Annotated in this window: 18 protein-coding genes and 1 pseudogene; 12 read left to right on the forward strand and 7 right to left on the reverse strand. The window is 69.6% G+C overall.

Annotated features, from left to right (window positions below):
• The 6 genes from I55_RS26670 to I55_RS26695 form a co-directional block, all read left to right on the forward strand.
• The coding region (locus I55_RS26670) for an FtsX-like permease family protein (protein ID WP_044563767.1) at nucleotides 1–1,450 on the forward strand (1,450 nt) is incomplete at its 5' end.
• A gap of 12 nt (nucleotides 1,451–1,462) precedes the next feature.
• Nucleotides 1,463–3,931: an ABC transporter permease gene (locus I55_RS26675; RefSeq protein WP_049974530.1), complete on the forward strand. Its 2,469-nt coding sequence runs from the start codon at nucleotides 1,463–1,465 to the stop codon at nucleotides 3,929–3,931.
• Nucleotides 3,932–3,943: 12 nt separating this feature from the next.
• Nucleotides 3,944–6,427, forward strand: a complete 2,484-nt coding sequence (locus tag I55_RS33530) for an ABC transporter permease (RefSeq protein WP_049974531.1) — start codon at nucleotides 3,944–3,946, stop codon at nucleotides 6,425–6,427.
• Nucleotides 6,428–6,472: 45 nt separating this feature from the next.
• Nucleotides 6,473–8,920 carry an ABC transporter permease gene (locus tag I55_RS33535; RefSeq protein WP_049974532.1) on the forward strand — a complete coding sequence of 816 codons (2,448 nt, stop codon included), beginning with the start codon at nucleotides 6,473–6,475 and terminating at the stop codon, nucleotides 8,918–8,920.
• A gap of 11 nt (nucleotides 8,921–8,931) precedes the next feature.
• Nucleotides 8,932–11,382, forward strand: a complete 2,451-nt coding sequence (locus tag I55_RS33540) for an ABC transporter permease (protein WP_049974533.1) — start codon at nucleotides 8,932–8,934, stop codon at nucleotides 11,380–11,382.
• A gap of 88 nt (nucleotides 11,383–11,470) precedes the next feature.
• On the forward strand, nucleotides 11,471–12,451 hold the full coding sequence (locus tag I55_RS26695; RefSeq protein ID WP_044563768.1) for a threonine/serine dehydratase: 981 nt from the start codon (nucleotides 11,471–11,473) through the stop codon (nucleotides 12,449–12,451).
• Nucleotides 12,452–12,509: 58 nt separating this feature from the next.
• Here the strand turns inward: I55_RS26695 and I55_RS26700 are convergent, their stop codons facing one another.
• Nucleotides 12,510–13,142, reverse strand: a complete 633-nt coding sequence (locus tag I55_RS26700) for a peroxiredoxin (RefSeq protein WP_044563769.1) — start codon at nucleotides 13,140–13,142, stop codon at nucleotides 12,510–12,512.
• A 181-nt stretch (nucleotides 13,143–13,323) separates the two neighbouring features.
• On the opposite strand from I55_RS26700, the gene I55_RS26705 reads away from it, so the two are divergent.
• On the forward strand, nucleotides 13,324–13,542 hold the full coding sequence (locus tag I55_RS26705) for a hypothetical protein (protein WP_044563770.1): 219 nt from the start codon (nucleotides 13,324–13,326) through the stop codon (nucleotides 13,540–13,542).
• Here I55_RS26705 and I55_RS26710 read toward each other — a convergent pair.
• Nucleotides 13,524–13,829: a hypothetical protein gene (locus I55_RS26710; protein ID WP_044563771.1), complete on the reverse strand. Its 306-nt coding sequence runs from the start codon at nucleotides 13,827–13,829 to the stop codon at nucleotides 13,524–13,526. The genes I55_RS26705 and I55_RS26710 overlap by 19 nt on opposite strands.
• Nucleotides 13,830–14,625: 796 nt before the next feature.
• On the opposite strand from I55_RS26710, the gene I55_RS26715 reads away from it, so the two are divergent.
• The 3 genes and pseudogenes from I55_RS26715 to I55_RS26725 all read left to right on the forward strand — a co-directional run bounded on the left by I55_RS26715 (nucleotide 14,626) and on the right by I55_RS26725 (nucleotide 17,281).
• Complete coding sequence (locus tag I55_RS26715; protein ID WP_044563772.1) at nucleotides 14,626–15,642, forward strand: ABC transporter substrate-binding protein; 1,017 nt, start codon at nucleotides 14,626–14,628, stop codon at nucleotides 15,640–15,642.
• An 88-nt stretch (nucleotides 15,643–15,730) separates the two neighbouring features.
• Nucleotides 15,731–16,491, forward strand: a pseudogene (locus I55_RS26720) (ABC transporter permease).
• A gap of 1 nt (nucleotide 16,492) precedes the next feature.
• A complete protein-coding gene (locus I55_RS26725; protein WP_044563773.1) occupies nucleotides 16,493–17,281 on the forward strand; it encodes an ABC transporter ATP-binding protein in 789 nt (262 codons plus the stop codon).
• A 171-nt stretch (nucleotides 17,282–17,452) separates the two neighbouring features.
• Here I55_RS26725 and I55_RS26730 read toward each other — a convergent pair whose 3' ends face one another.
• Entirely contained in the window at nucleotides 17,453–19,240 is a 1,788-nt protein-coding gene (locus I55_RS26730; RefSeq protein ID WP_044563774.1) for an acyl-CoA dehydrogenase, read from the reverse strand.
• 324 nt (nucleotides 19,241–19,564) lie between these two features.
• Here I55_RS26730 and I55_RS26735 point away from each other — a divergent pair, with 324 nt between their 5' ends.
• On the forward strand, nucleotides 19,565–20,485 hold the full coding sequence (locus tag I55_RS26735; protein WP_148293985.1) for a transglycosylase SLT domain-containing protein: 921 nt from the start codon (nucleotides 19,565–19,567) through the stop codon (nucleotides 20,483–20,485).
• A gap of 31 nt (nucleotides 20,486–20,516) precedes the next feature.
• Here I55_RS26735 and I55_RS26740 read toward each other — a convergent pair whose 3' ends face one another.
• From I55_RS26740 to I55_RS26755, 4 genes are all read right to left on the reverse strand, one after another.
• Nucleotides 20,517–21,578 (reverse strand): sensor histidine kinase, encoded by a 1,062-nt coding sequence (locus tag I55_RS26740; protein WP_044563775.1) that lies wholly within the window; start codon nucleotides 21,576–21,578, stop codon nucleotides 20,517–20,519.
• An 85-nt stretch (nucleotides 21,579–21,663) separates the two neighbouring features.
• Nucleotides 21,664–21,876, reverse strand: a complete 213-nt coding sequence (locus I55_RS26745) for a hypothetical protein (protein ID WP_044563776.1) — start codon at nucleotides 21,874–21,876, stop codon at nucleotides 21,664–21,666.
• Nucleotides 21,877–22,040: 164 nt separating this feature from the next.
• On the reverse strand, nucleotides 22,041–23,480 hold the full coding sequence (locus tag I55_RS26750) for an FAD-binding oxidoreductase (RefSeq protein ID WP_044563777.1): 1,440 nt from the start codon (nucleotides 23,478–23,480) through the stop codon (nucleotides 22,041–22,043).
• 107 nt (nucleotides 23,481–23,587) lie between these two features.
• Entirely contained in the window at nucleotides 23,588–24,550 is a 963-nt protein-coding gene (locus I55_RS26755; protein ID WP_044563795.1) for an L-threonylcarbamoyladenylate synthase, read from the reverse strand.
• Nucleotides 24,551–24,800: 250 nt separating this feature from the next.
• Between I55_RS26755 and parA the strand changes: the two genes are divergently transcribed.
• Nucleotides 24,801–25,469, forward strand: a complete 669-nt coding sequence (gene parA / locus I55_RS26760) for a ParA family partition ATPase (protein ID WP_044563778.1) — start codon at nucleotides 24,801–24,803, stop codon at nucleotides 25,467–25,469.
• Nucleotides 25,470–25,530 lie beyond the last annotated feature (61 nt).

Below are 25,530 nucleotides of genomic sequence, written 5' to 3' on the forward strand. Positions count from 1 at the left end.
GCGAATCATCCTGTTGACCACCCTGGCCCTGATCCTGGCCGTGGCGCTGGTGGAGGTGCTGCTGCCGTCCTTCACCGCCTTCCTGGGCAAGTCGTCGCTGTCCTTCGACTACCTGAGGGACGTGCGCGTCATCGGCTGCCTGGTGGCCCTGGTTCTGGTGGTGGGCGGCGTCGGCGGCCTATACCCCGCCGTCTTCCTGTCGGCTTTCCAGCCGGGGCCGGTGCTGAAGGGCAACAGCGGCGGCACGGGCGCCGGCGGTCGGCTCCGGGTGGCCCTGGTGGTGCTGCAGTTCGCCATCTCCATCGGCCTGATGGTGGCGACGGGCGTGGTCTATGGCCAACTGGCCTACGCCCAGGGCCGGGCGCTGGGCTTCAACAAGGACAACGTGGTCGTCCTGACCGACCTCTACGCCCCCGACCTGCAGCAGAAGGCGCTAACCCTGCGCGACACGCTGCGGCAGGACCCGCGCATCGTGTCGGCCGCCTTGGCCGAGTCCTATCCCGGCAGTGGGACGGAGAACAACACGGGCGTGATCCGCCCCGGTTCGCCGTCCGACGACGGCGCCATGGTCCTGCGCCGTGACGCGGTGGACTACGATTACTTCGCCACCCTGGATGTGCGGCTGGCGGCCGGACGCGTCTTCGACCGGCAATACGCGGCGGACGCCATTCCGCCGGCGGATCCGGCCAATCCCCAGGTGCAGCGCCATGGCAGCGTGGTGCTGAATCAGTCGGCCGTGCGGCGCCTGGGCTATGCCAGTCCCGAGGCGGCGCTGGGCCAGCCGCTGATACTGCCCGGCAAGGCGGGTGAGGCGGGGGTGCGGGTGACGGTGGTGGGCGTGGTGGAGGACTTCCACCAGGGCAGCGTTCACACCGCGGTGGCGCCGCAGATGTTCCTGCTGATGCCCCGGAACTACAGCCAGCTGTTGATCCGGGTGAAGGCGGGGGAGATGCCGGCCGCGCTGGAGGCGATCGATCGCGCCTGGCGGGCCATGGTGCCGGACCGGCCGGTGCCCCGCGTCTTCCTGGATGCCCAGCTGCAGAGCGTCTATGAGCGCGAGATCAAGACCGGTCAGCTGTTCGCCGCCTTCTCAGGATTGGCCCTGGTCATCGCCGCCCTGGGCCTGTTCGGCCTGGCGGCATTCACCGCCGAACGGCGGACGAAGGAGATCGGGCTGCGCAAGGTGCTGGGCGCCGGCGTCGCCGACATCGTCCGCCTGCTGGTCTGGCAGTTCTCGAAGCCCGTCCTGGTGGCCAACCTCATCGCCTGGCCGGTGGCCTGGTTCGCCATGCGCCATTGGCTGGACGGCTTCGCCGACCGCGTCCCGCTGAACCCGCTGCTGTTCGTGGCCGCCAGCCTGTCGGCCTTGGCCATCGCCTGGGCGACGGTGGCCCTGCACGCCGCCCGGGTGGCGGCCACCAAGCCGGTCGCCGCGCTGCGCTATGAATAAGGAGGCTGTCAGATGACCGTGATGGGTAATTCGGTGAAGATGGCGCTGCGCATGATGGCGGGGCACAAGCTCTATTCGGCCATCACCGTCGTCGGCCTGGCGCTGGGCCTGGCGGTGGCCATCCTGATCGGCCTGTTCGTGCGCAACGAGCTGACCTACGACCGCGACTTCACCGATGCCGACCGCATCTATCAGGTCGACATGACGGCCACCCTGCCAGGCCGCGCGCCGATGGACACCGTGCGCCTCCCGGCCCCCACCGGTCCCGCCCTGCGCCAAGCCTTCGGCGAGGTGGAAGAGGTGACGCGGATGAGCGAGCAGCAGTCCGCCGTTAAGCGGGGCGACGCCGTCTTCTCCGAAGACCTGACGGTGGCCGATCCCACCGTGTTCCGCATGTTCGACTGGGCCTTCCGCTCGGGTGACCGGGCTACGGCGCTGGACGATCCGGCCTCCATCGTCCTGACGGAGAAGACGGCGCGCAAATATTTCGGCGACGCCGATCCCATCGGCCAGACCTTGCTGGTGGACGGTGCGCACGAGGTGCGGGTGACGGGCGTGATGCGCGACCTGCCGTCCAACACCCAGTTCGCGTTCGGCGCCCTGATCCCCCTGACCGGCGTGGCGTCGCAATACCCGCCCGAAATGCTGGGGATGTGGGGCGGCATGAGCATGCTGACCTTCGTGAAACTGGCCCCGGGGGCGGATCCCGCCCGGCTGACGGCAGGCCTCCCCGCTTTCACCGCCGCCATCCCGCCCCGGACCAGCAGCACCGGCGTGATCCATTTTGACACCATCTTCCACTTCTTCCTGGTGCCGCTGGCCCAGGCCCACCTGACGCCCGCCCTGCATGCCCAGGTGGCGACGATCACGCCGGCGGAGATCGCCACCTTTTCCGCCGTGGCCGTCCTGGTGCTGGCCATCGCCTGCATCAACTTCATGAACCTGGCGACGGCCCGCGCGTCCTTGAGGGCGCGGGAGGTAGCGTTGCGCAAAGTCGTGGGGGCCAGCCGGCGCCAAGTCATGGCCCAGTTCCTGGGGGAATCCCTGCTGCTCAGTGTCGTGGCCCTGGTCCTGGCCCTCGCCCTGACGGAGATGGCGCTGCCCTCCTACGCCGCCTTTCTGGGCAGGGATGGCCTGGCCTTCCAGTACTGGCGCGATCCCGTGGTCCTGGCGGGCCTGGCCCTGCTGATCCTGGTGGTCGGCGGCGTCGGTGGCTTCTATCCCGCCGTCGTGCTGTCCGCCTACCAGCCCGGCCCGGTGCTGAAGGCCGGGCGGACGGGGGGGGCCGCCGGCGGGCGTGCCCGCGCGCTGCTGGTGTTGCTGCAGTTCGCCGTATCGATCGCGTTGATGGTGGCGACCGGCGTGGTCTACAGCCAAATGTCCTTCGCTCAGGGTCGCGCACTGGGCTTCAACAAGGACGACGTCGTCATCCTGCCCCTGCCGCCGGAGGGCGTGGACCGAAAGGGGAGCCGGGCTGATACGCTGGCCGACACGCTGCGCCGCGATCCCCGCATCGCCGTCGTGTCCGCCGCCGCCACCATCCCCGGTGGCCAGATGGAAATGTCCGCCGGCATCCACCGCACGGGGGAAGGGGCGGATGAGCCCATCGTCATGCGCCAGGACGCCGTGGATTATGATTACTTCGCGGCCCTGGGCATACCGCTGGCGGCCGGCCGGGTCTTCGACCGCCAGCGTCCGGGCGACATCCTGGCCCCGGGCGGCGGCCACGCTGTGCGGCACACGTCCGTCATCCTGAACCAGACGGCGGTGCGGCGCCTGGGCTACACCACCGACGCGGCGGCCCTGGGCGCCACCTTGGTCGTGCCGTCTGATCATGACGAGCCTGGCGTCCAGGCCACGGTCGTGGGCGTGGTGAGGGATTTCCGCCAGGGCAGCGTGCGCACCATCATCGCCCCCAACCTGTTCATCCTGCAGCGGGAGGAGTTCCACCAGCTGATCATCCGGGTGAAGCCGGGGCAGATGGCGGGCGCCTTGGCGCTGATCGACGACACCTGGCGCCACCTGGTGCCGGACCAGCCCGTACCCCGCTTCCTGCTGGATGACCAGTTGCGCATCGTCTACGGCACGGAAACCAGGGCCGGCCAAATGTTCGCGGCGTTCTCCGGCCTGGCCATCGTCATCGCGGCGTTGGGCCTGTTCGGTCTGGCCGCCTTCACCGCCGAGCGGCGCACCAAGGAGATCGGCGTGCGCAAGGTGCTGGGCGCCAAGGTGGCGGACATCGTGCGCCTCCTGGTCTGGCAGTTCTCCAAGCCCGTGCTGGTGGCCAACGTCGTCGCGTGGCCGGTGGCCTGGTTCGCCATGCGGCACTGGCTGGATGGCTTCGCCGAGCGCGTGTCCTTGAACCCCCTGTTGTTCGTGGCCTCCAGCCTGTCGGCCTTGATGGTCGCCTGGGCCACCGTGGGCCTGCACGCCGCCCGCGTGGCGACGACCAGGCCCGTTGCCGCCCTGCGATATGAATAAGGAGTCACCGCCATGAAGATGCTGGGCAGTTTCCTGAAGGTGGCGGTGCGCATCCTGGTGCGTGACCGGATGTACACCGTGCTGAACGTGGCGGGCTTGGCCATCGGCATCGCCGCCGCCAGCATGCTGGGCCTCTATGTCTGGCATGAGACCAGCTACGACGCCTTCTTCACCAACGCCAACCGCATCTACCGCGTGGACAAGACGGAGCTGCTGCCCGGCCGGGCGGCCATCACCTACGATTCCACGGCCAAACCCCTGGCACCGCTGCTGAAGCAGGACTTCCCCGAGGTGGAGGCGGCGGTGCGTGTCCATTCCGAACCGGTGGTGGTGGCGCATGACGGCACCGCCTTCCGCGAACGGGCGCTGGTGGTGGACGCGGACTTCTTCCACCTGTTCGACCTACCCTTCATCGCCGGCGACCCGGCCACGGCCATCCGGGAGCCGGGCACCATCGTCCTGCCGGAAAGCATGGCGCGCAAATACTTCAACGGGGTGGATGTGCTGGGCCGGACGCTGACCCTGACCAATGGCATCAGCCTGACGGTCACCGGCGTCATGCGCGACCTGCCCACCAACACCCACCTGCGCCGCGACGCCATGGTCACCGCCATCACCACGCGCCTGGGCCCCAATTTCGACGACTGGTTCGCCCGCATGGACACGCGGTGGAACACCAATTTCCTGCGCACCTACATCCTGGTGAAGCCCGGCACCGACACCGCGGCGTTGACGGCGCGATTCCCCGCCTTCCTGGCGTCGCGCGACAGTGACTATCTGTCCCCCGGCACGGGCAAGCCCAGCAAGGCCCTGGTGCTGACGGGCCTGACCCACATCCACACCGACCCCACCGGGGTCGGCGCCAACCTGCTGGGCGTGCTGCATGGCCTGGTCGCCGTGGCCGGCGTGGTGCTGGGCATCGCCATCATCAATTTCATCAACCTGTCCACCGCGCGCTCCTCCCTTCGGGTGCGCGAGGTGGCGGTGCGCAAGGCGCTGGGCGCGCCGCGGGGGACCCTGATCGCCCAGTTCATGGTGGAATCGGTGCTGCTGACGCTGGGTGCCGCCCTGCTGGCCGTGGCCCTGACGGAAATAGCCATGCCCGTCTTCGTGCGGCTGCTGGGCATCCGCTTCGACCAGAGCTACCTGGCCAGCCCCTGGCTGATCCTGGCGGAGCTGGCCGGCGTGGTGGTGGTGGGCGGCCTGGCCGGCATCTACCCCGCCGTGGTGTTGTCGCGGCCGGCGGCGTCCGTGCTGCTGAAGGGTGGGCCGGCGTCGGCCGGGGGCGGGTTCGTGCGCACCATCCTGGTGGTCGCCCAATTCACCGCCGCCATCCTGCTGGCCATCTCCACCGTCGTCATCTTCCAGCAGACCCGCTACGCCAGCAGCCAGCAACTGGGCTTCCAGGCCGAGGGCGTGCTGCTGGTGCGCGAACTGCACCAGCCCGAGGCGCGCGATCATATCGACAGCTTCCGCCAGGCGCTGCTGCGCATCCCCGGCGTGGCCGGTGCCGGCGCCAGCGGCCACGCGCCCAGCGATGGGTCGGACAGCACCGACAACTACCATATGCCGGCCACCGTGGACGATGGCACCATCGTCTTCCGCAGCGAATTCATCGGCCACGATTATCTGCAAGCCATGGGCGTGCGCCTATTGGCCGGCCGCCTGTTCGACCGCCAAGCGACCGCCGACGCGTTGCGCAGCAAGACGGCGGCCGGCCAGGGGGAAGGCCAGGGGATCGGCAACGCCCGTCCCACCGACCCCCAGGGGCGCACCACCGTGCTGTCGTTGCGCGCCATCCAGCGCCTGGGCTTCCACACGCCGGAAGAGGCGATCGGCCGCCAGGTCATCTACGATGTCGACTATCCCCTGACCATCATCGGCGTCATCGACGACCTGCAGTTCAACAGCGCCCGGACGGAGCTGCAGCCCACCGCCTTCCTGCTGGATGAAAAGGGGCTGGATGTCATGGCCGTGCGCCTGGACCCCAGCGCCGGCCCCGCCACCCTGGCGGCCATCGACCGGCTGTGGGCGGACACCTTCCCCACCATTCCGCTGAACCGGCAGTTCCTGGATGACCACATCCGTGACGCGTACGTGGGCGAACAGCGCCAGGGCATGCTGCTGGGCGGTTTCACCGGCCTGGCCATCCTGATCGCCTGCCTGGGTTTGTTCGGCCTCGCCGCCTTCACCGCCCAGCGGCGGACCAAGGAGATCGGGCTGCGCAAGGTGCTGGGCGCCGGGGTGCTGGACATCGTGCGCTTGCTGGTCTGGCAGTTCAGCAAGCCGGTCATGGCGGCCAACCTGATCGCCTGGCCTCTGGCCTGGCTGGGCCTGCACCGCTGGCTGGAGGGCTACGCCTACCGCATCCAGATGAGCCCCCTGGTCTTCGCCGTGGCGGGTCTGGCGGCCCTGGTGATCGCCTGGGTGACGGTGGCGGGGCATGCGGCCCGGGTGGCGGCGGCCAAGCCGGTCAACGCCCTGCGCTATGAATGAGCCCAAGCCGCCGGATGGCGGCGCCCGGCGATTGAGGGGATGAAAATGCTGGGGAATTTCCTGAAGGTGGCGGTGCGGGTGCTGGTGCGCCAGCGGCTCTACACCATCCTGAACATCTCAGGCCTGGCGCTGGGCATCGCCACGGCGGCCATGATCGGCCTCTTCGTCTGGCATGAGATGCACTATGACGGCTTCTTCACCCATGCCGATCGCATCTACCGCGTGGTGCGCACCTATCAGACGCCCAGCGGCGCGCCCATGACGGTCGCGGCCGAGGCGAAGCCCTTGGGGCCTGCCCTGGCCCGCGATTTTCCGGAAATGGAGGTCGTGGTGCGGGCGGCCGGCCATGGCGTGGCGGTGCGCCGCGACGGCGCCGTGTTCGAGGCGCGGGTGACCGTGGCCGACCCGGACTACTTCCGGCTGTTCGACTGGCCCTTCCTGGCGGGCGATCCGGCAACGGCCATCCGGGGGTCGGGCACCGTGGTCCTGACGGAAACGGCGGCCCGCAAGTATTTTGGTACTACCGACACCCTAGGCCGGGTGCTGACCCTCACGTCGGGCGCCACGTTGACGGTGACAGGCATCGTGCGCGACCTGCCGTCCAACACCGTCTTCCATCTGGAGATGCTGACCAACATCGCCACCCGCTTCAACGACGGCTGGGACCCGATGTTCGCGGCCGCCGATGGGCAATGGGACCACAGCTTCCTGCGCACCTACGTCCTGCTGAAGCCGGGGACGGACCCGGCCGTCCTGACCGCCCGGCTGCCGGACTTCCTGCTGGCGCGCATGAAGGACTATCTGAGCGAGACGACGGGCAAGCCCAACATCCGCCTGGCCCTGCAACCGCTGACCCGCATTCATGTGGAAGGCATCAGCGACGACGGCGTGCCCTTGTCCCTGCTGCTGACCTTCGTCGGCATCGCCTTCCTGGTGCTGGGCATCGCCATGGTGAATTTCATCAACCTGTCGACGGCCCGCTCCTCCCTGCGGGCACGGGAGGTGGCGATCCGCAAGACCATGGGCGGCGGACGCGGCCTGCTGGTGGCGCAGTTCCTGACGGAATCGCTGCTGCTGGCCCTGGTTTCGGGCGTGCTGGCGCTGGCGCTGGTGGAACTGGCCATGCCGCGCTTCCTGGGCGCGCTGGGCCTGCACATGGACCAGCGTTTCCTGTCCGGTTGGTGGGTGGCGGCGGTGACCCTGCCGCTGGTGGCCGTGGTGGGGCTGCTGGGCGGCCTCTACCCGGCGCTGGTGCTGTCACGGCCCCGGCCGGGCGAGTTGTTGAAGGGCGGCACGGGGGCGGCCGGCGGCGGGCGCCTGCGCGGCGCCCTGGTCGTCATCCAGTTCGCCGCCGCCATCGTGCTGGTCATTTCCACCGTCATCGTGGTGCAGCAGACCCGCTACGCCAGCACCCAGCGCCTGGGCTTCCTGCCGGAGAACGTGGTGCTGCTGCGCGGGCTGGACAGCCCGGAGGGCCATGCGCACCAGGATGCCCTGCGCCAGGCCCTGTTGCGCATCCCCGGGGTCATGCGGGCGGGCGCCACCCTGGCACCGCCGGCCGATGGCTCGGACTGGTTCGCGACCTTCCATATGCCCGACGTCCCCAAGGACGGGTGGATGCGCCTGCGGACCGAGGGCGTGGACATGGGCTATATGGAGGCGCTGGGCATCCACCTGCTGGCCGGGCGCCTGTTCGACCCGACCCGCGCCATAGACATCGTCCTGGACCGGGGGGAGCCGCCGGAGCTTCCGGACATGCCTCGGGGCGGCACCATCATCCTGTCGTCCCTGGCCGTGGCCCGCCTGGGCCTGGGCACGCCGGAACAGGCGGTCGGCCGCACCCTGGTGATGGAGGACCGTACGGTCATGACCATCATCGGCGTGGTCGACGACGTGCAGTTCAGCACGGCGCGCGAGGTGCTGGAGCCCACGGTCTATGTGATGGCGCCGGGGCATGTGGAGACCATGGCCGTGCGTGTGGCGGCCGGCAGCGGCCCCGCCACCCTGGCCGCCATCGACGACGCCTGGCGCGGCCTTTACCCCGACCTGCCGGTGAAGCGGGAGTTCATGGACGACAATATCCGCGCCGCCTATGCCGGGGAGCGCCAGCAGTCGCTGCTGCTGGCCACGTTCGCCGGCCTGGCCATCCTGATCGCCTGCCTGGGCCTGTTCGGCCTGGCGGCCTTCACGGCGGAACGGCGGACGAAGGAGATCGGGCTGCGCAAGGTGCTGGGCGCCACCATTCCGGACATCGTGCGCCTGCTGGTCTGGCAGTTCAGCAAGCCCGTGGCGCTGGCCACCCTGGTCGCCTGGCCCGTGGCCTGGGTGCTGGCCGGTCATTGGCTGGGCGCGTTCGTCTACCGCATCGACCGTGATCCGCTGGTGTTCGCCGTGGCCGGCCTGGCGGCGTTGCTGGTCGCCTGGGTGACGGTGGCCGGCCACGCCGCCCGGGTGGCGGCGGCGAAGCCGGTCGACGCGCTGCGATACGAATAAGGGGGCCCTTCATGCTGACGAATTATCTCCGGGTGGCGGTGCGGGTGCTGGTGCGCCAGCGGCTTTACACCGTGCTGAACGTGGTGGGTTTGGCGCTGGGCATCGCTACGGCGGCCATGATGGGCCTGTTCGTCTGGCATGAGACCCACTACGACGGCTTTTTCCGCGACGCCGGTCGCATTTTCCGCGTGTTGCCGGCGCAATACCTGCCCGGCCATGCGCCCGGCCGCATGACGGTGACGGCCAAGCCCCTGGGACCAGTCCTGGCGCAGGATCTGCCGGAGGTGGAGGCCATGGTGAGGGTGGCGCGCCACGCCGTGGTGCTGCGCGACAGGGGCGCGCCTGTGGAGGACCGCATCACCCTGGTGGACGCGCCCTTCTTCCGCCTGTTCGACTTTCCCTTCCTGGCGGGCGATCCGGCCACGGCGCTGGCCGGCCCCGGCACCGTGGTCCTGACGGAGGGGCAGGCCCGCCGCTATTTCGGCACGGCGGAGGCTTTGGGCCGAACCCTGACCCTGACGTCGGGCGCCGGGCTGATGGTGACGGGCGTGGTGCGGGATCTGCCGTCCAACACCCTCTTCAGCCGCGACCTGCCCACCCAGATCTGGACCAACATCGCCACCAAGTTCCAGGATGGCTGGGACCCCCTGTTCGCCGACAAGGACACCCGGTGGCGGGACGAGTTCCTTCAGACCTTCGTGATGCTGAGGCCAGGCGTGGATCCGGCGGCCCTGGCGCCGCGCTTCCCGGCCCTGCTGGCGGCCCACCGCGAAGGCATGGAGGCCGTGGCCCCGGGTTTGGTGGAAACCCTTGAGTTGCAGCCGCTGACGGCCATGCACACCGACCCGATCGAGGGCAGGGGCGTGTCTCCCGCCACGCTGGCCGGGTTTGTGGCCATCGCCGGCCTGGTTCTGGCCATCGCCATCGTGAATTTCGTGAACCTGGCGACCGCGCGCTCCTCCTTGCGCGCGCGTGAGGTCGCCATCCGCAAGACCCTGGGCGGGCGGCGCGGTCAATTGGTGGCGCAGTTCCTGCTGGAATCGGTACTGCTGGCCCTGGTGGCCGGTCTGTTGGGCCTGGCGCTGGTGGAACTGGCGATGCCCCGCTTCCTCACCCTTCTGGACGTGCGACTGGACGCGTCGTTCGTGTCCGGCGCCTGGCTGCTGGCGACCATCGCGCCATTGGTGCTGGTCGTCGGCCTCCTGGGGGGCCTTTATCCCGCCTATGTTTTGTCCCGTCCCCGGCCCACCGACCTGCTGCGGGAAAGCCGGGCGGCCGGCGGCGGCCGGTTGCGGGCCGCCCTGGTGATGCTGCAGTTCACGGCGGCCATCGTGCTGGGGATCGCCACCATCGTCATGGGGCAGCAGACCCGCTACGCCAGCACCCAGAACCTGGGCTTCCGGGCGGAGGGGGCGGTGGTGCTGCGGGGATTGGACCGTCCGGCGGGACTGGCCGGCATCGATGCCCTGCGCGACGCGCTGCTGCGCATTCCGGGTGTCGCCGCCGCCGGCGCCGCCGCCAATGTGCCCAGCGACCGCAGCGCGTGGACGAACAACTACCGCCTGCCGGAGACGCCGGCGGGCACGCCCGACCTGCTGATCCGCACCGAGCAGGTGGACGCGGATTATCTGCAGGCCCTGGGCGTCCCCTTGCGGGCGGGACGCCTGTTCGACCCGGCGCGGCCTGGGGACATCACCAGCCATGCCGCCCTGCGGGCGGGCGGCGGCGGCGTCACCATTCCCGCTGTCCTGTCCGCCACGGCGGTGCGGCGTTTGGGCCTGGCCACGGCCGAACAGGCGGTGGGGCGGACGGTGGTGTATGGCGGTGGCACCGCGCTGACCATCGTCGGTGTGGTGGACGATGTGCAATTCGACAGCGCCCACGCCGACTTCGAACCCACGATTTACCTGGCCATGCATGACGACCGCTCCATCCTGCTGGTGCGCCTCGCCCCGAACGCCGACGCCGCCACCCTGGCCGCCATCGACGACACCTGGCGCCGGCTGCTCCCGGATCTGCCGCTGACGCGGGAGTTCCTGGACGACCATATCCGCCAAGTCTATGCGGAGGAGGCGCGGCAGGGCGACCTGCTGGCCTTGTTCTCCGGCCTGGCCATCCTGATCGCCTGCCTGGGCCTGTTCGGCCTGGCGGCCTTCACGGCGGAGCGGCGGACCAAGGAGATCGGCTTGCGCAAGGTGCTGGGCGCCACCGTCGCCGACATCGTGCGCCTACTGGTCTGGCAGTTCAGCAAGCCGGTGCTGCTGGCCAACCTGGTCGCCTGGCCCCTGGCCTGGGTGCTGATGGGGCGGTGGCTGGGCGGCTACGCCTACCGCATCCAGATGAACCCCCTGGTCTTCGCCCTGGCCGGCTTGGCCGCGCTGGCCATCGCCTGGGTCACCGTGGCGGGCCATGCCGCCCGGGTGGCGGCGGCCAAGCCGGTGACGGCGCTGCGGTATGAATAAGGGCAGCCATGCCGGGCGCCGCGCTTGCGCGGACGCCCCGGGGGGTGCCAGCCTGTGCCCCACGGAATCGCATAGGGAAGGGACAGTCATGGGCATGGCGGTAACCGGCGGGGATGTCGAGGCGGCGGCGGATTTGCTGGCAGGCAAGGCGGTGGTCACGCCGCTGATCACCAACGCGGACCTGGACGCGGCGGTGGGTGGCCGGGTGTTGCTGAAGCCCGAGGTGCTGCAGCGCACCGGCTCCTTCAAGTTTCGTGGCGCCTACAACCGCCTGGGCCGCCTGACCGCGGAGGAGCGGGCGCGCGGCGTGGTCGCCTGGTCGTCCGGCAACCATGCCCAGGGTGTCGCGGCGGCGGCGGGCCTGGTCGGCACCAAGGCCACCATCGTCATGCCGGCCGACGCCCCCGCCATCAAGGTGGCGGGCACCCGCGCCCTGGGCGCGGAGATCGTCTTCTATGACCGCTATACCGAGGATCGCGAGGTCATCGGGCGTGAGTTGTGCGCCCGTACCGGCGCCGTCCTGGTGCCTTCCTACGACGATGTCCATATCATCGCCGGCCAGGGCACCGTGGGGCTGGAGATCGGCCGTCAGGCGGCGGCGCTGGGGCTGGCCGTCGACACCTGCCTGGTGAATTGCAGCGGCGGGGGCCTGGCCACCGGTACGGCGCTGGGGCTGAAGCGGATGTTTCCCCAGGCCAGCGTGCACACGGCGGAGCCGGAGGGGTTCGACGACATGGCGCGGTCGCTGGCGGCGGGCGAACGCCTGGCCAATCCGCCAGGTGGCAAATCCTCCTGCGACGCCCTGCTGGCCCCCATCCCCGGCACCATCACCTTTCCCCTGGCCCAGGCGCTGCTGGGGCCGGGCCTGGTGGTGACGGAGGCGGAGGTGCGCGCCGCCATGCGCTTCGCGGCCGCGAACCTCAAGCTGGTGGTGGAACCGGGCGGGGCGGCGGCGCTGGCGGCCCTGCTGTCCGGCAAGGTGGAGACGGCGGGCCGCACCATCGCCGTGGTGCTGTCGGGCGGCAATGTCGACCCGGCCTTCTATGCCGAGGTGCTGGCGGAGGCTTGAGCGGACGGGGACCGGTCGCCCGGCCCCCGCCACCGCCTCCACCACCACCTCCGGGCCGTCACTTGGGTTGCGGCACGATGCGCAGATAGGGTTTGGGTGCCGTCCAACCGTCGGGGAATTTGGCCTTCGCCGCCTCATCGGTGACCGACAGGGCGATGATGACGTCGCCACCCGCCGTCCAGTCGGCCGGGGTGGCGACGCTATGCCGGTCGGTCAGTTGCAGGCTGTCGATCACCCGCAGGACTTCGGTGAAGTTGCGGCCCGTGGTCTGCGGGTAGGTCAGCAGCAGCCGCACCTTCTTCTTGGGGTCGATGACGAAGACGGTGCGCACGGTGTGCGTCTCATCATGGTTGGGATGGATCATGTCGTACAGCTTGGCCACCGTCCGGTCGGGGTCGGCGATCAGGGGGAAGTTCAGGGCGGTGCCCTGGGTCTCCTCGATGTCGCGGCCCCAATCGCGGTGGCTGCCCACCGGGTCCACCGACAGGCCGATGGGCTTCACGCCGCGTTTGTCCCATTCCGGCTTCAGCCGGGCGACGGCGCCCAGCTCGGTGGTGCACACCGGCGTGAAGTCGCGGGGGTGGGAGAACAGGACGGCCCAGCCGTCGCCGATCCAGTCATGGAAATGGATGGGGCCTTCCGAGGTCTCGGCCTGGAAATCGGGGGCGATGTCGCCCAGACGCAAGGTCATGACATTCCTCCTGGCGATTGCCCACGCGACGGGTGGTCACGGGGCAACGGGTGGTCACGGGGGATGGGGTGATGTGCGCCGGTGGGGGTTGGTGCCGCCGGCGATTATGCGCTATCGGAAAGGAAGCGGCGCACGGCCCCGTCAGGGCGTCGGACGCCGGGACAGGCTGAAGGGGTGGCCCATGGAACTCGAGGATCGGTTGGCGGTGAAGCTGCTGGCCCAGGCCCAGGCCCTGCTGGGCAAGGCCGTGAACGAGACGTTGTGCACCCATCCCGACCGCCGCCTGGTCCGCGCCCTGGTGGACGAGGCCCAGGCGATGATCGCCGAATTCGGGGACACGTATTTCGAGGACAGATCCGGCGGGGCTGCCGCCGGCGGGGATCAGGCCGCCTCGGGCTGATCCGTTCCGGCCGCGCCTTCCCAGCTGCGCCAGATCTGGCCGCGGCTGTCGCGGGTGCGGCGTTGGTCGGTGATGGCGGCTTCCAGGCTGCTCACCGCCCGCTCCAGCGCCCGCACGCTGCGGAATCGCTGACCGTCCAGGGCCAGGAACAGGCTGTGCGAGGCGAAGAACTGGACGTCCCGGCCGTCCTGGACGGCTAGGCCCGCCGTGTGACGGGCGGTTTCGATGATGACCGCGGCGGGCGCGGGCGCCCGGGCAGTTTCCGGTTGGGAAATTCGCTGGCTCATGGTGAGACCCCTCTACACCCCCGCCGTTACGGGGGTGTGAAAACAACACGATGGTTTTGTGGCTCAGGGCCAGTGGCCCGGACCATTGCGGCTGGAGGCGGCGGGACACGGCGGGCGCGTCCGGCGGGGCATCAACAGCGGCAGTCCATGCGCATGAGGGGACAGCGGGAACGCAAGGCGGCGGCCTGGCGGTGGAGTGGCTGTGGGGGCTGGGAAGTATGGGTCATTGCCTGGTCCTTCACGTTCCGTGGGCACGTTCCGGAGGAACCACGAAGGGGCTTCGTGGCGCTTTAGCGGTTGGTGACGCGGCGCAAGCTGCTCCGTCAAATGGCCGCGGGCCGGGTGGCCGGGGCCCTTGCCTGGTCGGGGAACGAACGGGCGGTTGTTCCGGTGTTAGCAAGAGCCCCGGCGCTGGCCGGGAAAGAGGGCTGGGGGCCCCTTCCTTGACGCCAAGGCTGGCACTCGCAACTTATGCTGTCAATAAGGATAATAATGACGAATCTTTAATGTTGAATTAAGGATCGCGTCATCATTGGCTCTTTACCTGAACTTTGTCCCCATACGATGGCAGGGGAAGATGGCGGGGCGCACCTCCCTTGTCGGTGATCATCGTCACCCCAGACCCTAATCCGTTCGGGTGTGCGGCAATTCAACATATTGCCGTGTTGAATTTATGGTAGAACCCCCGCGCGGGCACGGGCATTGACAGACGCCCGCTCTCGTTGATCCTATGCCGGCCGGCATAAATTCCCATAAAGCCCATCCACGCCGGTCACACTTTCTAGGGAGCTGCCCCATGCGTCGTGCCTATTCCTCCCTGCTGACGGCGTTGCCGTTGATCGGCGCCCTGCTGGCCGCTCCGGCCCAGGCCGCCGATCCGGTGATCCACATCGGCTATATCCCCGTACTGGGCGCGGCGCCGGCCTACATCATCAGCCAGGAAGGCTGGGACAAGCAGGCGGGGTTCGAGCTGAAGCTGACGCAGTTCGACAGCGGCCCCAACATGATCCTGGGCCTGGCCTCGGGCACGCTGGAGGCCTACATGGGCGGCATCGGCCCGCTGATGGTCGCCGGCTCCCAGGGCATCACGGTCAAGGTCGTGGCCTCCACCGCGGTGGAGGAACTGGTGGTGGCCGGCGGGCCGGACCTGGCGGCCGAGGCGGCCAAGGGCGGCACCAAGGCGGAAGCCATCGCCCGCCTGGCGGCCAAGCTGGGCCGGCCGGTGAAGATCGCCACCCAGCCCGTGGGCTCCATCCCCGACACGGTGCTGAAGTACTGGCTGCAGGAGGATGAGCATGTCGACCCGGCCAAGGTGCAGATCGTGCCCATGGGCATCGACGCCACGCAGCAGGCGCTGCTGGCCGGCGCGGTGGACGCCGCCACCGTGCGCGAACCGGCCCTGACCATCATCCAGGACCGCCTGCCCACGGTGAAGGTGCTGGCCTACGGCAAGGACATGATCCAGGATCAGCCCGGCACCGTGCTGGGCGTCACCGGCGCGCTGGCCAAGGATCATCCGGAACTGGTGCAGAAGCTGGTGGAACTGGTGGACAAGGCCGTCACCCTGATCCACCAGGATCCCGCCCGCGCCGCGGCGGATGTGGAAAAGGTGCTGGGCCGGGGCATCGTGGACGTGAAGACCATGCAGCGCGCCCTGACCTCCCCCGCCTCGCAGTTCGTGGTCGATCCCAAGCGTATCGTGGAAAAGACCAAGGTGCTGCAGGACTTCCAGGTGAAGACCGGTGTCTTGAAGAAGGCGGAGCCGCTGGATACCCTGTTCGACGCCAGCTATTACGAAAAACTCCATAAGTGAGCGACGTCGTTTGACTTCCCCCCCATCGCCTGACCAGCCCGGGACCGGCCTTCCGGCCCCGGGCAAGCGCATACCCCCGTCCGCCTTCCTGGCCAAACCGTCGCGGCGGTATCGCGGCCTGTGGGCGGCGCTGGGCGTCATCGCCTTCCTGGCGATTTGGGAGGCGGTGCCCCGCCTGGGCTTGGTGCGCCCGGTCCTGCTGCCGCCGCCCAGCGCCATTCCCACGGCCTTCGTGGCGGAGGTGCGGAGCGGCCAATGGACGGATGCCATCCTGCACAGCCTGGTGCATTACACCTGGGGCCTGGTCCTGGGCTCCGTCGGCGGCATCGCCGCCGGCGTCCTCACCGGCATGTCGCGCCGGCTGGAGGACTTCACCAGCTGGGTGGTGCGCCTGCTGCGGCCCATCCCCGGCCTGGCATGGGTGCCGTTCGCCATCATCTGGTTCGGGGTGACGCCCACGGCGGCCACCTTCATCATCGTGCTGGGTGTCTTCTGGATCAATTACTTCGCAGCATTGGGTGCCGTGCAAGCGGTGGACCGCGACCTGCTGGAACTGGCCGACGCCTTTGGCCACCCGCTCACCCTGGCCAAGCTGGTCAAGATCGTGCTGCCGGCGGCGTCGGGCGCCATCCTGGGGGGATTGCGCACGGGTTGGGCCAGGCCTGGATGTCGGTGGTGGCGGCGGAGTTGTTCGGCGTGCCCGGCCTGGGCCAGCGCATGATGCAGGCCAGTTCCCTGCTGGCGACCGATATCGTCATCGTCTACATGGCCACCATGGCCCTGTTCTACGGCCTGGTCGACATGGGCTTCGTGGCCTTGCGCGACCGTTTGATGCGGTGGAAGCCCTGAGATGGCCGGAAACACGCCCATGATCGAGATCCGCGATCTCAGCCTCGCCTTCCCCAATCCCGCGGCCGCCGATGGCCGCACCGTGGTGCTGCGCGATTTCAACCTGTCGGTGGCGCCGGGTGAATTCATCGCCATCGTCGGCGCCTCGGGCGTGGGCAAGTCCACCCTGCTGCGCGTGGTGGCGGGCCTGGTGCCGACCAACAGCGGCACGGTCAGCCACGCCCAGGGGGGCGGCGACCTGAAGGGCCGCCGGCCCTACGGCATGGTTTTCCAGGACGCCCGCCTGCTGCCCTGGCGCACCGTGCGCTCCAACGTCGCCTTCGGGCTGGAAGGGCTGGGCCTGTCCCGTGCCGACCGCCGTCGGCGGGCGGAAGAGGCGCTGGCCCTGGTGGGCCTGGCCGACAAGGCCGGCCGCTGGCCGCACCAGCTGTCGGGCGGACAGCGCCAGCGCGTGGCCATCGCCCGCGCCCTGGCGGTCGACCCCGACCTGCTGATGATGGATGAGCCGTTCGGCGCGCTCGACGCCATCACCCGCCAGACCCTGCAGGACGAACTGCTGGACCTGTGGCGGCGCACGTCCAAGACCATCCTGTTCGTGACCCACGACATCGACGAGGCCGTCTACCTGGCCGACCGCGTGATCCTGCTGGCGGGTTCCCCCGCCACCGTGCGGTCGGAAGACCGCATTACCACCGCCCGCCCCCGCGCCCGCGACGACAGCGCCGCCCGCGCCCTGGCCACCCGCATCCGCGACCGCCTGTCCGATCTGATGGATGGCGGGGGGATTTGATATCGATGCCCTCAGGTGCCGGGCGGCCACATCCGTGGCCTTGGCTTCCTCGCTTTCCAGTCCGCTGACGCTCCCCGGAAAGCTCCGGCGGCCGCAGTCGCGGCCTATGACAAAAAGAAAAGGCCAGGGTGATCGCCCCGGCCTTTTGACTTCAATGGTTTGCTTCCCCGTTCAGAACTGCTCTTCCGACAGGGCCATCAGGGTGCGGTGACCGGTGCGGATGACCTCGGCCAGGCCCAGGGACGGGCCCACCACCTGCTCCACGAAGAAGCGGGCGGTGACCAGTTTGGCCTCATGGAAAGCCGTGTCCTGGCCCTGGGCCAGCGCCTGGTTGGCGGCGATGGCGCCGCGGGCCAGCAGGAAGGCGCCGGTGACGTTGCCGAACAGGGTCAGGTAGGGCACGGCCCCGGCGGCGGCCGCGCGGGCGTCGGCCTTCACATGGTCCACCAGGAAGGTGGTCGCATCCTCCAGCGCCGCGATGCCCCGCTTCAGGCCCTGGGCGATGGGGGCCAGGTCATCGCCCGGTTGGGCGGCGGCATTTTCGGCCGTCTCCGCCATCAGGGCGAACAGGGCGCGGGCGGCGGCGCCGCCGTCGCGGCCCAGCTTGCGGAACACCAGGTCGTTGGCCTGGATGCCGTTGGTGCCTTCATAGATCGGGGCGATGCGGGCGTCGCGGTAATATTGGGCGGCCCCCGTCTCCTCGATGAAGCCCATGCCGCCGTGCACCTGCACGCCCAGGCTGGCCACCTCCACGCCGATGTCGGTGCTCCAGGCCTTGGCCACCGGGGTCATCAGGTCGTTCAGCAGACCCGCCTGCTTCGCGGCTTCCGCGTCCGGGTGATGGTGGCGGCCGTCCAGGGATGAGGCGGTGAAATAGACGATGGCGCGCGCCGCTTCCACCTTGGACCGCATGGTCAGCAGCATGCGGCGCACGTCGGGGTGGTGGATGATGGTCACCGGCTGCGGCCCGCCGGCCACGTCGCGGCTCTGCACCCGGGTCTTGGCATAGTCCAGCGCCTGCTGGTAGGCGCGCTCACCCACGGCCACGCCCTGCAGGCCCACGCCCAGGCGGGCGTTGTTCATCATGGTGAACATGTACTCAATGCCACGGTTCTCCTCACCCACCAGGTAACCGACGCAAGAGCCGCTGTCGCCATAGCTCATGACGGCGGTGGGGCTGGCGTGGATGCCCAGCTTGTGCTCCAGGCTGACGCAGTGGGCGTCGTTGCGCTCACCCGGCGTGCCGTCGGCGTTCAGCAGGAACTTGGGCACGATGAACAGGGAGATGCCCTTGGTGCCCGACGGCGCGTCCGGCGTGCGGGCCAGCACCAGGTGGACGATGTTGTCCGTCCAGTCGTGGTCACCATAGGTGATGAAGATCTTTTGGCCGCTGACGCGATAGGTGCCGTCCTCCTGCCGCACGGCGCGGGTGCGCACGGCCCCCACGTCTGAGCCGGCCTGCGGCTCCGTCAGGTTCATGGTGCCGGCCCATTCGCCGGAGATCAGCTTTTCCAGGTACCGCTTCTTCTGTTCGTCCGAGCCGTGGGCGGTCAGCAGCTCCACCGCCCCCTGCGTCAGCAGCGGCCCCAGGGCGAAGGACATGTTGGCGCTGGTCCAGGTTTCCAGCAGGGCGATGAACAGGGTCCAGGGCAGACCCTGGCCGCCGTGGTCGGGGTCGAAGGGCACGCTGTTCCAGCCGCCCTCCACGAATTGGCGGTAGGCGTCCTTGAAGCCGTCGGGGGTGCGCACGCCGCCGTCCACCAGCTTCGCCCCCTGGCGGTCGCCCACCACGTTCAGGGGCGCCAGCACGTTGTCGGCCAGCTTGGCGCCTTCCTCCAGCACGGCGTCCACCAGGTCGGGGGTGGCGGCCTCGAAGGCCGGAAGGGCGGCAACTTTGTCCAGGCCGACGACGGAGTTGAGGACGAAACGGATTTCCTTCAGGGGCGCTTGGTAGGTCATGGTCTCTCGGGTCCTCCCGGGGGCCCTACCGGTGGCGGCCCGACACACCCCATCGCTTCAGGACAAGGGGGAACGGGGCCCGGCACGGCCGGCGGGCATGCTCAATGTTATTGGGCGGGCGGGCCCGATCATTGAGCGGAAGGGCCGCGTCCCGTCGACGCGGGTGCCATCCTGCCGGGATGGCGGCGGCCGGGCAAGGGCCGGCGCGATTCCGGATGAGATCCCGCCAGCCGTGACGGACTGGCACGCCCCTTGCTTTCCTGTTGGGCCAACATCGGATCGGCCCCCTCGGCCGGTCGCTTTCCAGGTTAGTGAGGTCCGGTCGTGAACAGCGCACTGTCCACCACGCAGTTGACTGCGGCACAGGGTTTGGCGTCCTCCGCCCCCGCCAAGATCGTGGCGGCGGTCCAGCAGGCCAGCACCAGGGCCGGGGTAGATTTTTCCTATCTGCTGAAGCAGGCCTCGGTGGAAAGCGGCTACAACGTGAACGCCAAGGCCAGCACCAGCAGCGCCACCGGCCTCTACCAGTTCACCGACTCCACGTGGCTGAACATGGTGCAGCAGCACGGGGCCGAGGTCGGCCTGGGCCAGTACGCCAGCGCCATCAAGACCCGGGGCGACGGCAGCGCCTACGTGTCCGATCCGGCCACCCGGCAAAAGATTCTCGATCTGCGCAAGGATGCCAACACCTCCGCCATGATGGCGGCGGCGCTGGCCCAGGACAACAGGACCACCCTGCAGCAGCAGGTGGGGGGCACCATCGGCAGCACCGAGCTGTACCTGGCCCATTTCCTGGGTGCCGGCGGCGCCGCCAAGTTCCTGAACGCGCTGAAGAAAAACCCCAACCAGGCGGCGGACACCGTCGTGCCGGACGCGGCCGACGCCAACGACGCCGTGTTCTACAGCGACAGCGGCAAGGCCTTGTCGCTGGGGCAGGTCTACGACCGCTTCGCCAAGAAGTTCGAGGGCACGGGCGCCACCGGCACGGACAAATATGCCGGGTCCACCACCCTGGGCACCGTCCAGGCGGCGGACAGCACCTCACAGCCGTGGGACATGGTGCGGGGCGCCAGCAGCTCCAAGATGCCGCTGTCCACCTACACCATCATGATGCTGAACGCCCTGGCCGCGCCCACCGAGAATGACGACGACCAGCAGAAGGACGATGGCTACAGCCAGCAGGAACAGCGCATGACCACCAACCGTGCGCCCAACATGGCCGCCGCCTATATGCTGAACGCCTGATATCAGCCTTCAAGGCGCCGGCCGGATACGCTCAAGCGGCCGGGGCCACCGGCACGGCCAGCCACGCTTTCAGCCCGTTGTCGCTGATCTGGCCCACCTGGCCGCCGCTTTGTCGCGCCAGCTGTTCCAGCAGCAGATGGCCCAGGCCGGCGCGGTGGGTTTTGCCCGGTCCCGCCGTCGTGGCGGAATCTTCTGCCGGGCCCTCCGCCGTGGGCAGGCCCACGCCGTCATCCTCCACCCGCAGGACCCAACTGCCCCCCTCCGTCGCCAGGCGGACCGCCACGGTGCCGGCGCGACCCTGGGGGAAGGCATATTTCAGGGCGTTGGTCAGCAGCTCGTTGGCGGCCAGGCCCAAGGTCACGGCGGCCCGCTGCGGAAGATTCAAATCCTCCACCTCCACCGTGAAGGCGATGGGCCGGCCGGCGCCGTGGGCCACCGCCAGGTTCTCCACCAATTGGCCCAGGAAGGTCCGGGCCGGGACGAAGGGCTCGCGTTGCAGCCGTTGCAGGCTGGAATAAACCAGGCCCAGCACCCGCACCCGTTCCCCGGCCTTGGCCAGTTCCCCCGCCTCCATGGCCCCGGCGCGGGCTTCCGCCACCGTCAGCAGGCTGCTGACGGATTGCAGGTCGTTGCGGATGCGGTGATAGATCTCCCGCAACAGCATGGCCTGCTCCCGCTCGGCGGAGGACAGCGTATCCAGGGCGTCGTGCAGGGCGGCGATGATGGCCACCACCACCAGGCTGATGACGACGAACAGTACGGGCCCGGTCCAGCCCTTGGCGGGCAGGGCGGCCAGCCGGTCGGGCAGGGTGATGAGCTGTTGCATCCAGGGCATGGCGTCGTCCCCCGGCGCCACGAAGGGCAGGGCGAACACCGTGCTCAAGCCAACGGCCAGCATACCGGGCCCCACCCCGAACCACAGGGTGGCCAGGACCAGGGCGGGAAAGAAATGCACGACGGGATAGCCGTCCAGAATGCCATCCAGCGCGATGCGCAGGGCGAAGGACAGGCACACCAGCAGGACCGCGCCCGCGTAGCGGGTGGGCGCGGACCGCTGGCGCAGCGAGAGGAACGTCGTGATGAATGGCTTCATGGCGGTAGATCATACCGCCCATCGGCCGAACGCACTATGGCGAACGGCTAAATATGACGATCATGCGCCATTTCTGGCGCAAGTGTCAGAAGTGCACCAGTGCCGGATCTTCGGCGCGACCGGCCATCATCTGGGCGGTGCCGCAGCTGCCCATCATCTGGGCGGCAGCGGGATTGGCCGGGGCGTCCCGGCCGTTGTCATGCGGCGGTACGGGGCGCGCCGCGGGATTGCCCCGAAGCGACCTGAGGTATGTCGCGACGGGCCAGGAAGGGCTGGGGGTCGAGGTCTTGCCAGGCATAGGCTCTCTCCCTCTCTTAGGGCGACCGCGCCGGCACGGGCGGCGGCGCCACAGGCTCCTTTATCCAGGGCGATCAGCGTCTCACGCTGTCCGAGTCGCCGTCAATTGACGCCAAAGGTCAGTATTCGCCTACCCCTATGGCCGGTGTCGCGTGGCCGCACTGCCTATTGGGGTAGGATTTTTCCAGGATTCATCAAATCCTGCGGGTCCAGCAGCTTTTTGAACCCGGCCATCAATTCGATTTCCAGCGCGGTCCGTGCGCGGGCCAACTCATCGCGCTTCTTGTTGCCGATGCCGTGCTCGGCGCTGATCGACCCGTCGAGGTCCAGCGCCACATCGTGCACCGCCCGCATGATGGTGGGGCCCAGGGCCAGGAAGGCGTCGCGGTCGGCCGGATCGTCCGTATCGGGGCGGGCGATGTTGTAGTGGATGTTGCCGTCCCCCAGGTGGCCGAAGGGGTAAGGGCGGGCGCCGGGGGAGAGTTTCGCCACGGCGGCGTCGGCGCGCTCGATGAACTGGGGGATGCGGCTGACGGGCACCGCCACGTCATGGTGCAGGGCGCCGCCCACCTTGCGCCCGATCTCCGGCAGGCCCTCGCGCAGGCGCCACAGCTTCTGCCGCTGGTCGCCGCTGGCGGCCAGGGTGGCGTCGGTGGCCTCCCCCGCCTCCAGGGCCTCGCCCAGGGCCGTTTCCACCGTTTCCCGCAGGGCGTCGCCGGCCGTGCCGGCCGTCAGCTCGGCCAGGATGTACCAGGGGGATGGTTCGGACAGCGGGTCGTTCTGTTCGCCCAGGTAGCGGGCGGCCCCATCGATGGCGAAGCGGGGCATGATCTCGAAGGCCGACACGGCGTCGCCGCTGGCCTGGCGCAGGCGTTTCAGCAGGCGCAGGGCGGCGGTCACGTCCGGCACCGCCACCAGCGCCGTCTCCATCTGCCGCGGCCGGGGCACCAGCGACAGGGTGGCGGCGGTGATGATGCCCAAGGTGCCTTCGGCGCCCAGGAACAGCTGCTTCAGATCATAGCCGCTGTTGTCCTTGCGCAGGCGGCGCAGGCCGTTCCACACCCGCCCGTCCGGCAGCACCACCTCCAGCCCCAGCACCTGGGCCCGGGCGTTGCCGTAGCGCAGGGTCAGGATGCCGCCGGCGTTGGTCGACAGGTTGCCGCCGATGGTGCAGCTGCCTTCGGCCCCCAGGCTCAGGGGGAACATCAGGTCCACGTCCAGCGCCGCTTGCTGGACGGTGGCCAGGATGACCCCGGCCTCCACCGTCATGGTGTGGTCCAGGGCGTCGACCTCGCGGATGCGGTTCAGGCGGCCCAGGTTCAGCAGCAGGGTACCCCGACCCGCCAGGGCGCCGCCCACCAGGCCGGTGTTGCCGCCCTGGGGCACCAGGGCGATGCCGGCCTCCGCCGTCAGGCGCACCACCGCCGCCACCTCTTCCGTGGTGGACGGGCGCAGAACGGCCAGGGGCGTGCTGACGGCATTGCCGCGCGCCTCGGTCAGGTAGGGGCCTTGCGTTTCGGCGTCGGTGATGACGCCGGCGGGGCCCAGCAGGTCGGTCAGGGCGGCCAGGCAATCTTGCACGGTCTTAGGGGCGGGTGTGCTCATGGGGCTTCATCTGGAATCAAGGCCGCCAGAGTGGCCGGTCCCGGCCCACGGGATCAAGTGCTAACGCGCCCGCCAAGCCCGCCCACCGGCTCCGGTCGTGGCCTATGTCAGGAGCGCGGTGCCGCCGCCCGGCGCAGGCGGTCGTTGATGGCCAGGCCCAGGCCCACGTCAGGGATGGTCATGACGGCGATGCCGGCGCGTTCCGGCTTGTCCAGACGGCGCAGCATGGCGAACAGGTTGGCGGCGGCCTCGTTCAAGTCACCGGTGGGCGACAGGTTCAGCCGCTCCGCCCCGCCCAGGACGAAGCGGTCGGGGCCGAAGCCCAGCAGCGCCTCGTCCTTGGCCGCGTTGACGGCGTTCAGGCGGACGGGGATGCCGGGGGCGTAATGGCTTTCCAGCATGCCGGGTGCCTTTATGCCCGTGCCGGGCGTTACGGCGCGCTGGATGGGGCCCAGCACGGCCTCGATCTCCTCCGGCGTCACCGACCCGGGGCGCAGCAGCACGGGATGCCCGCCCGACAGGTCCAGCACGGTGGACTCCACCCCCACGGGGCAGCGGCCGTCGGCGAGGATCAGGGCGAGGCGTCCGCCGCCGCCCTCGGGGAACTCCTCGCGCACATGGATGGGGGCCGTGGGGCTGACATGGCCGGAGCGGTTGGCGCTGGGTGCCGCGATGGGCCGGCCGCTGGCCTGCAGCAGGGCGCGGGCGGTGGGGTGGCGCGGCACGCGAACGGCCACGGTGTCCAGCCCGGCGCTGACCAGCAGCGACAGGGGGGCGTTGGCCCGGCGGGGCAGCACCAGGGTCAGGGGCCCGGGCCAGTACAGGTCCGCCATCTGGTGCGCGCGCTCATCCATCACGGCGTAGCGCTCCACCGCCGCCACGTCCGGCAGGTGGACGATCAGGGGGTTGAAGGTGGGGCGGCCCTTGGCGGCGAAGATGTCGGCCACCGCCTGGTCGTTGCCGGCGTCGCCGCCCAGGCCATAGACCGTTTCCGTGGGGAAGGCCACCAGCCTGCCGCTGGCCAGCGCCTCGGCGGCGCGCGCCAGGGCCGCCGGCGTGGGCGGGGACATGTCGGGGGCGGCGTGGGCGGTGGCGGAACTGGGCTCGGTCACGGGCGGCACCTGGTCGGAAACCAGTCGGAAATGTCCGGCTGGGCAATCGCAGGCCTCCTATCTAGCCCACCCGCCCGCCGGGTCCAAGGGCGGCGGCCGCAGGGCCGGCCCCCCCTTTTGAGGCATCATCCATTGTGCGCTGCACACTTGCCCGTCACCGCGCCGGGGTCCACACTGCCGGCCAGATCATTCCTCGGGGGGAGCCATCATGGCGGGACACGTCGTCACCATCGCGCAGCAGAAGGGCGGGGCGGGCAAGACCACGCTGGCCATCCAGCTGGCCGTGGCCTGGTCGCTGGCCGGCCTGCGGGTGGCAGTGGTGGACATCGACCCCCAGGGCAGCCTGACCGCCTGGTTCGGCCTGCGCGAGCAAACCCTGGACGATCCCGGCCTGACCCACATGCAGATCAACGGCTGGCGCACCCAGAAGGAGGTGGAGCGCCTGGCCCGCGAACATGATGTGGTTGTGGTCGACAGCCCGCCGCATGCGGAGACGGAGGCGCGCATCGCCGTGCGCGTGGCCAACCTGGTGGTGGTGCCGGTGCAGCCCAGCCCGATGGACCTGTGGGCCACCCGCCCGACGCTGGAGATGGCGAAGGCGGAAAAGCGCCCGGTGCTGGTGGCGCTGAACCGCGTGCCCCCCCGCGCCAAGCTGGCCGACCGCCTGACGGAGGCGGTGGCCGGCCTGGGCGTGCCCATGGCCGACGCGGTCATTGGCAACCGGGTGGGCTTCGCCGGCGCCATGATGGACGGTCTGTCCCTGCAGGAAACCGACCGACGGGCCAAGGGGTCGGAGGAGATCGCGGCCCTGGCCGGCGAAATCCTGGCCCGCCTGGGCGGCACCTTGGGGGCTGGCGCGAAAAGCGCCAGCGCGTAGACGCCGCCGCACGGTGCGTCAGTTCCCGAACTATGGCAAGCTGGGCGGCATCGCATTGCCG

Origin of the sequence: Azospirillum sp. B4, assembly GCF_000333275.1 — a bacterium.
Classification (GTDB): Bacteria; Pseudomonadota; Alphaproteobacteria; order Azospirillales; family Azospirillaceae; genus Nitrospirillum.

Coding starts and splice junctions, on each gene's coding strand:
- I55_RS26675 (WP_049974530.1), top strand. CDS start 1,463: ATGACCGTGATGGGTAATTCGGTGAAGATGGCGCTGCGCATGATGGCG.
- I55_RS26745 (WP_044563776.1), bottom strand. CDS start 21,876: ATGCCTGGCAAGACCTCGACCCCCAGCCCTTCCTGGCCCGTCGCGACA.
- I55_RS26700 (WP_044563769.1), bottom strand. CDS start 13,142: ATGACCTTGCGTCTGGGCGACATCGCCCCCGATTTCCAGGCCGAGACC.
- I55_RS26705 (WP_044563770.1), top strand. CDS start 13,324: ATGGAACTCGAGGATCGGTTGGCGGTGAAGCTGCTGGCCCAGGCCCAG.
- I55_RS26710 (WP_044563771.1), bottom strand. CDS start 13,829: ATGAGCCAGCGAATTTCCCAACCGGAAACTGCCCGGGCGCCCGCGCCC.
- I55_RS33535 (WP_049974532.1), top strand. CDS start 6,473: ATGCTGGGGAATTTCCTGAAGGTGGCGGTGCGGGTGCTGGTGCGCCAG.
- I55_RS26695 (WP_044563768.1), top strand. CDS start 11,471: ATGGGCATGGCGGTAACCGGCGGGGATGTCGAGGCGGCGGCGGATTTG.
- I55_RS26740 (WP_044563775.1), bottom strand. CDS start 21,578: ATGAAGCCATTCATCACGACGTTCCTCTCGCTGCGCCAGCGGTCCGCG.
- I55_RS33530 (WP_049974531.1), top strand. CDS start 3,944: ATGAAGATGCTGGGCAGTTTCCTGAAGGTGGCGGTGCGCATCCTGGTG.
- I55_RS26730 (WP_044563774.1), bottom strand. CDS start 19,240: ATGACCTACCAAGCGCCCCTGAAGGAAATCCGTTTCGTCCTCAACTCC.
- I55_RS26750 (WP_044563777.1), bottom strand. CDS start 23,480: ATGAGCACACCCGCCCCTAAGACCGTGCAAGATTGCCTGGCCGCCCTG.
- I55_RS26755 (WP_044563795.1), bottom strand. CDS start 24,550: ATGTCCCCGCCCACGCCGGCGGCCCTGGCGCGCGCCGCCGAGGCGCTG.
- I55_RS33540 (WP_049974533.1), top strand. CDS start 8,932: ATGCTGACGAATTATCTCCGGGTGGCGGTGCGGGTGCTGGTGCGCCAG.
- parA (WP_044563778.1), top strand. CDS start 24,801: ATGGCGGGACACGTCGTCACCATCGCGCAGCAGAAGGGCGGGGCGGGC.
- I55_RS26715 (WP_044563772.1), top strand. CDS start 14,626: ATGCGTCGTGCCTATTCCTCCCTGCTGACGGCGTTGCCGTTGATCGGC.
- I55_RS26725 (WP_044563773.1), top strand. CDS start 16,493: ATGGCCGGAAACACGCCCATGATCGAGATCCGCGATCTCAGCCTCGCC.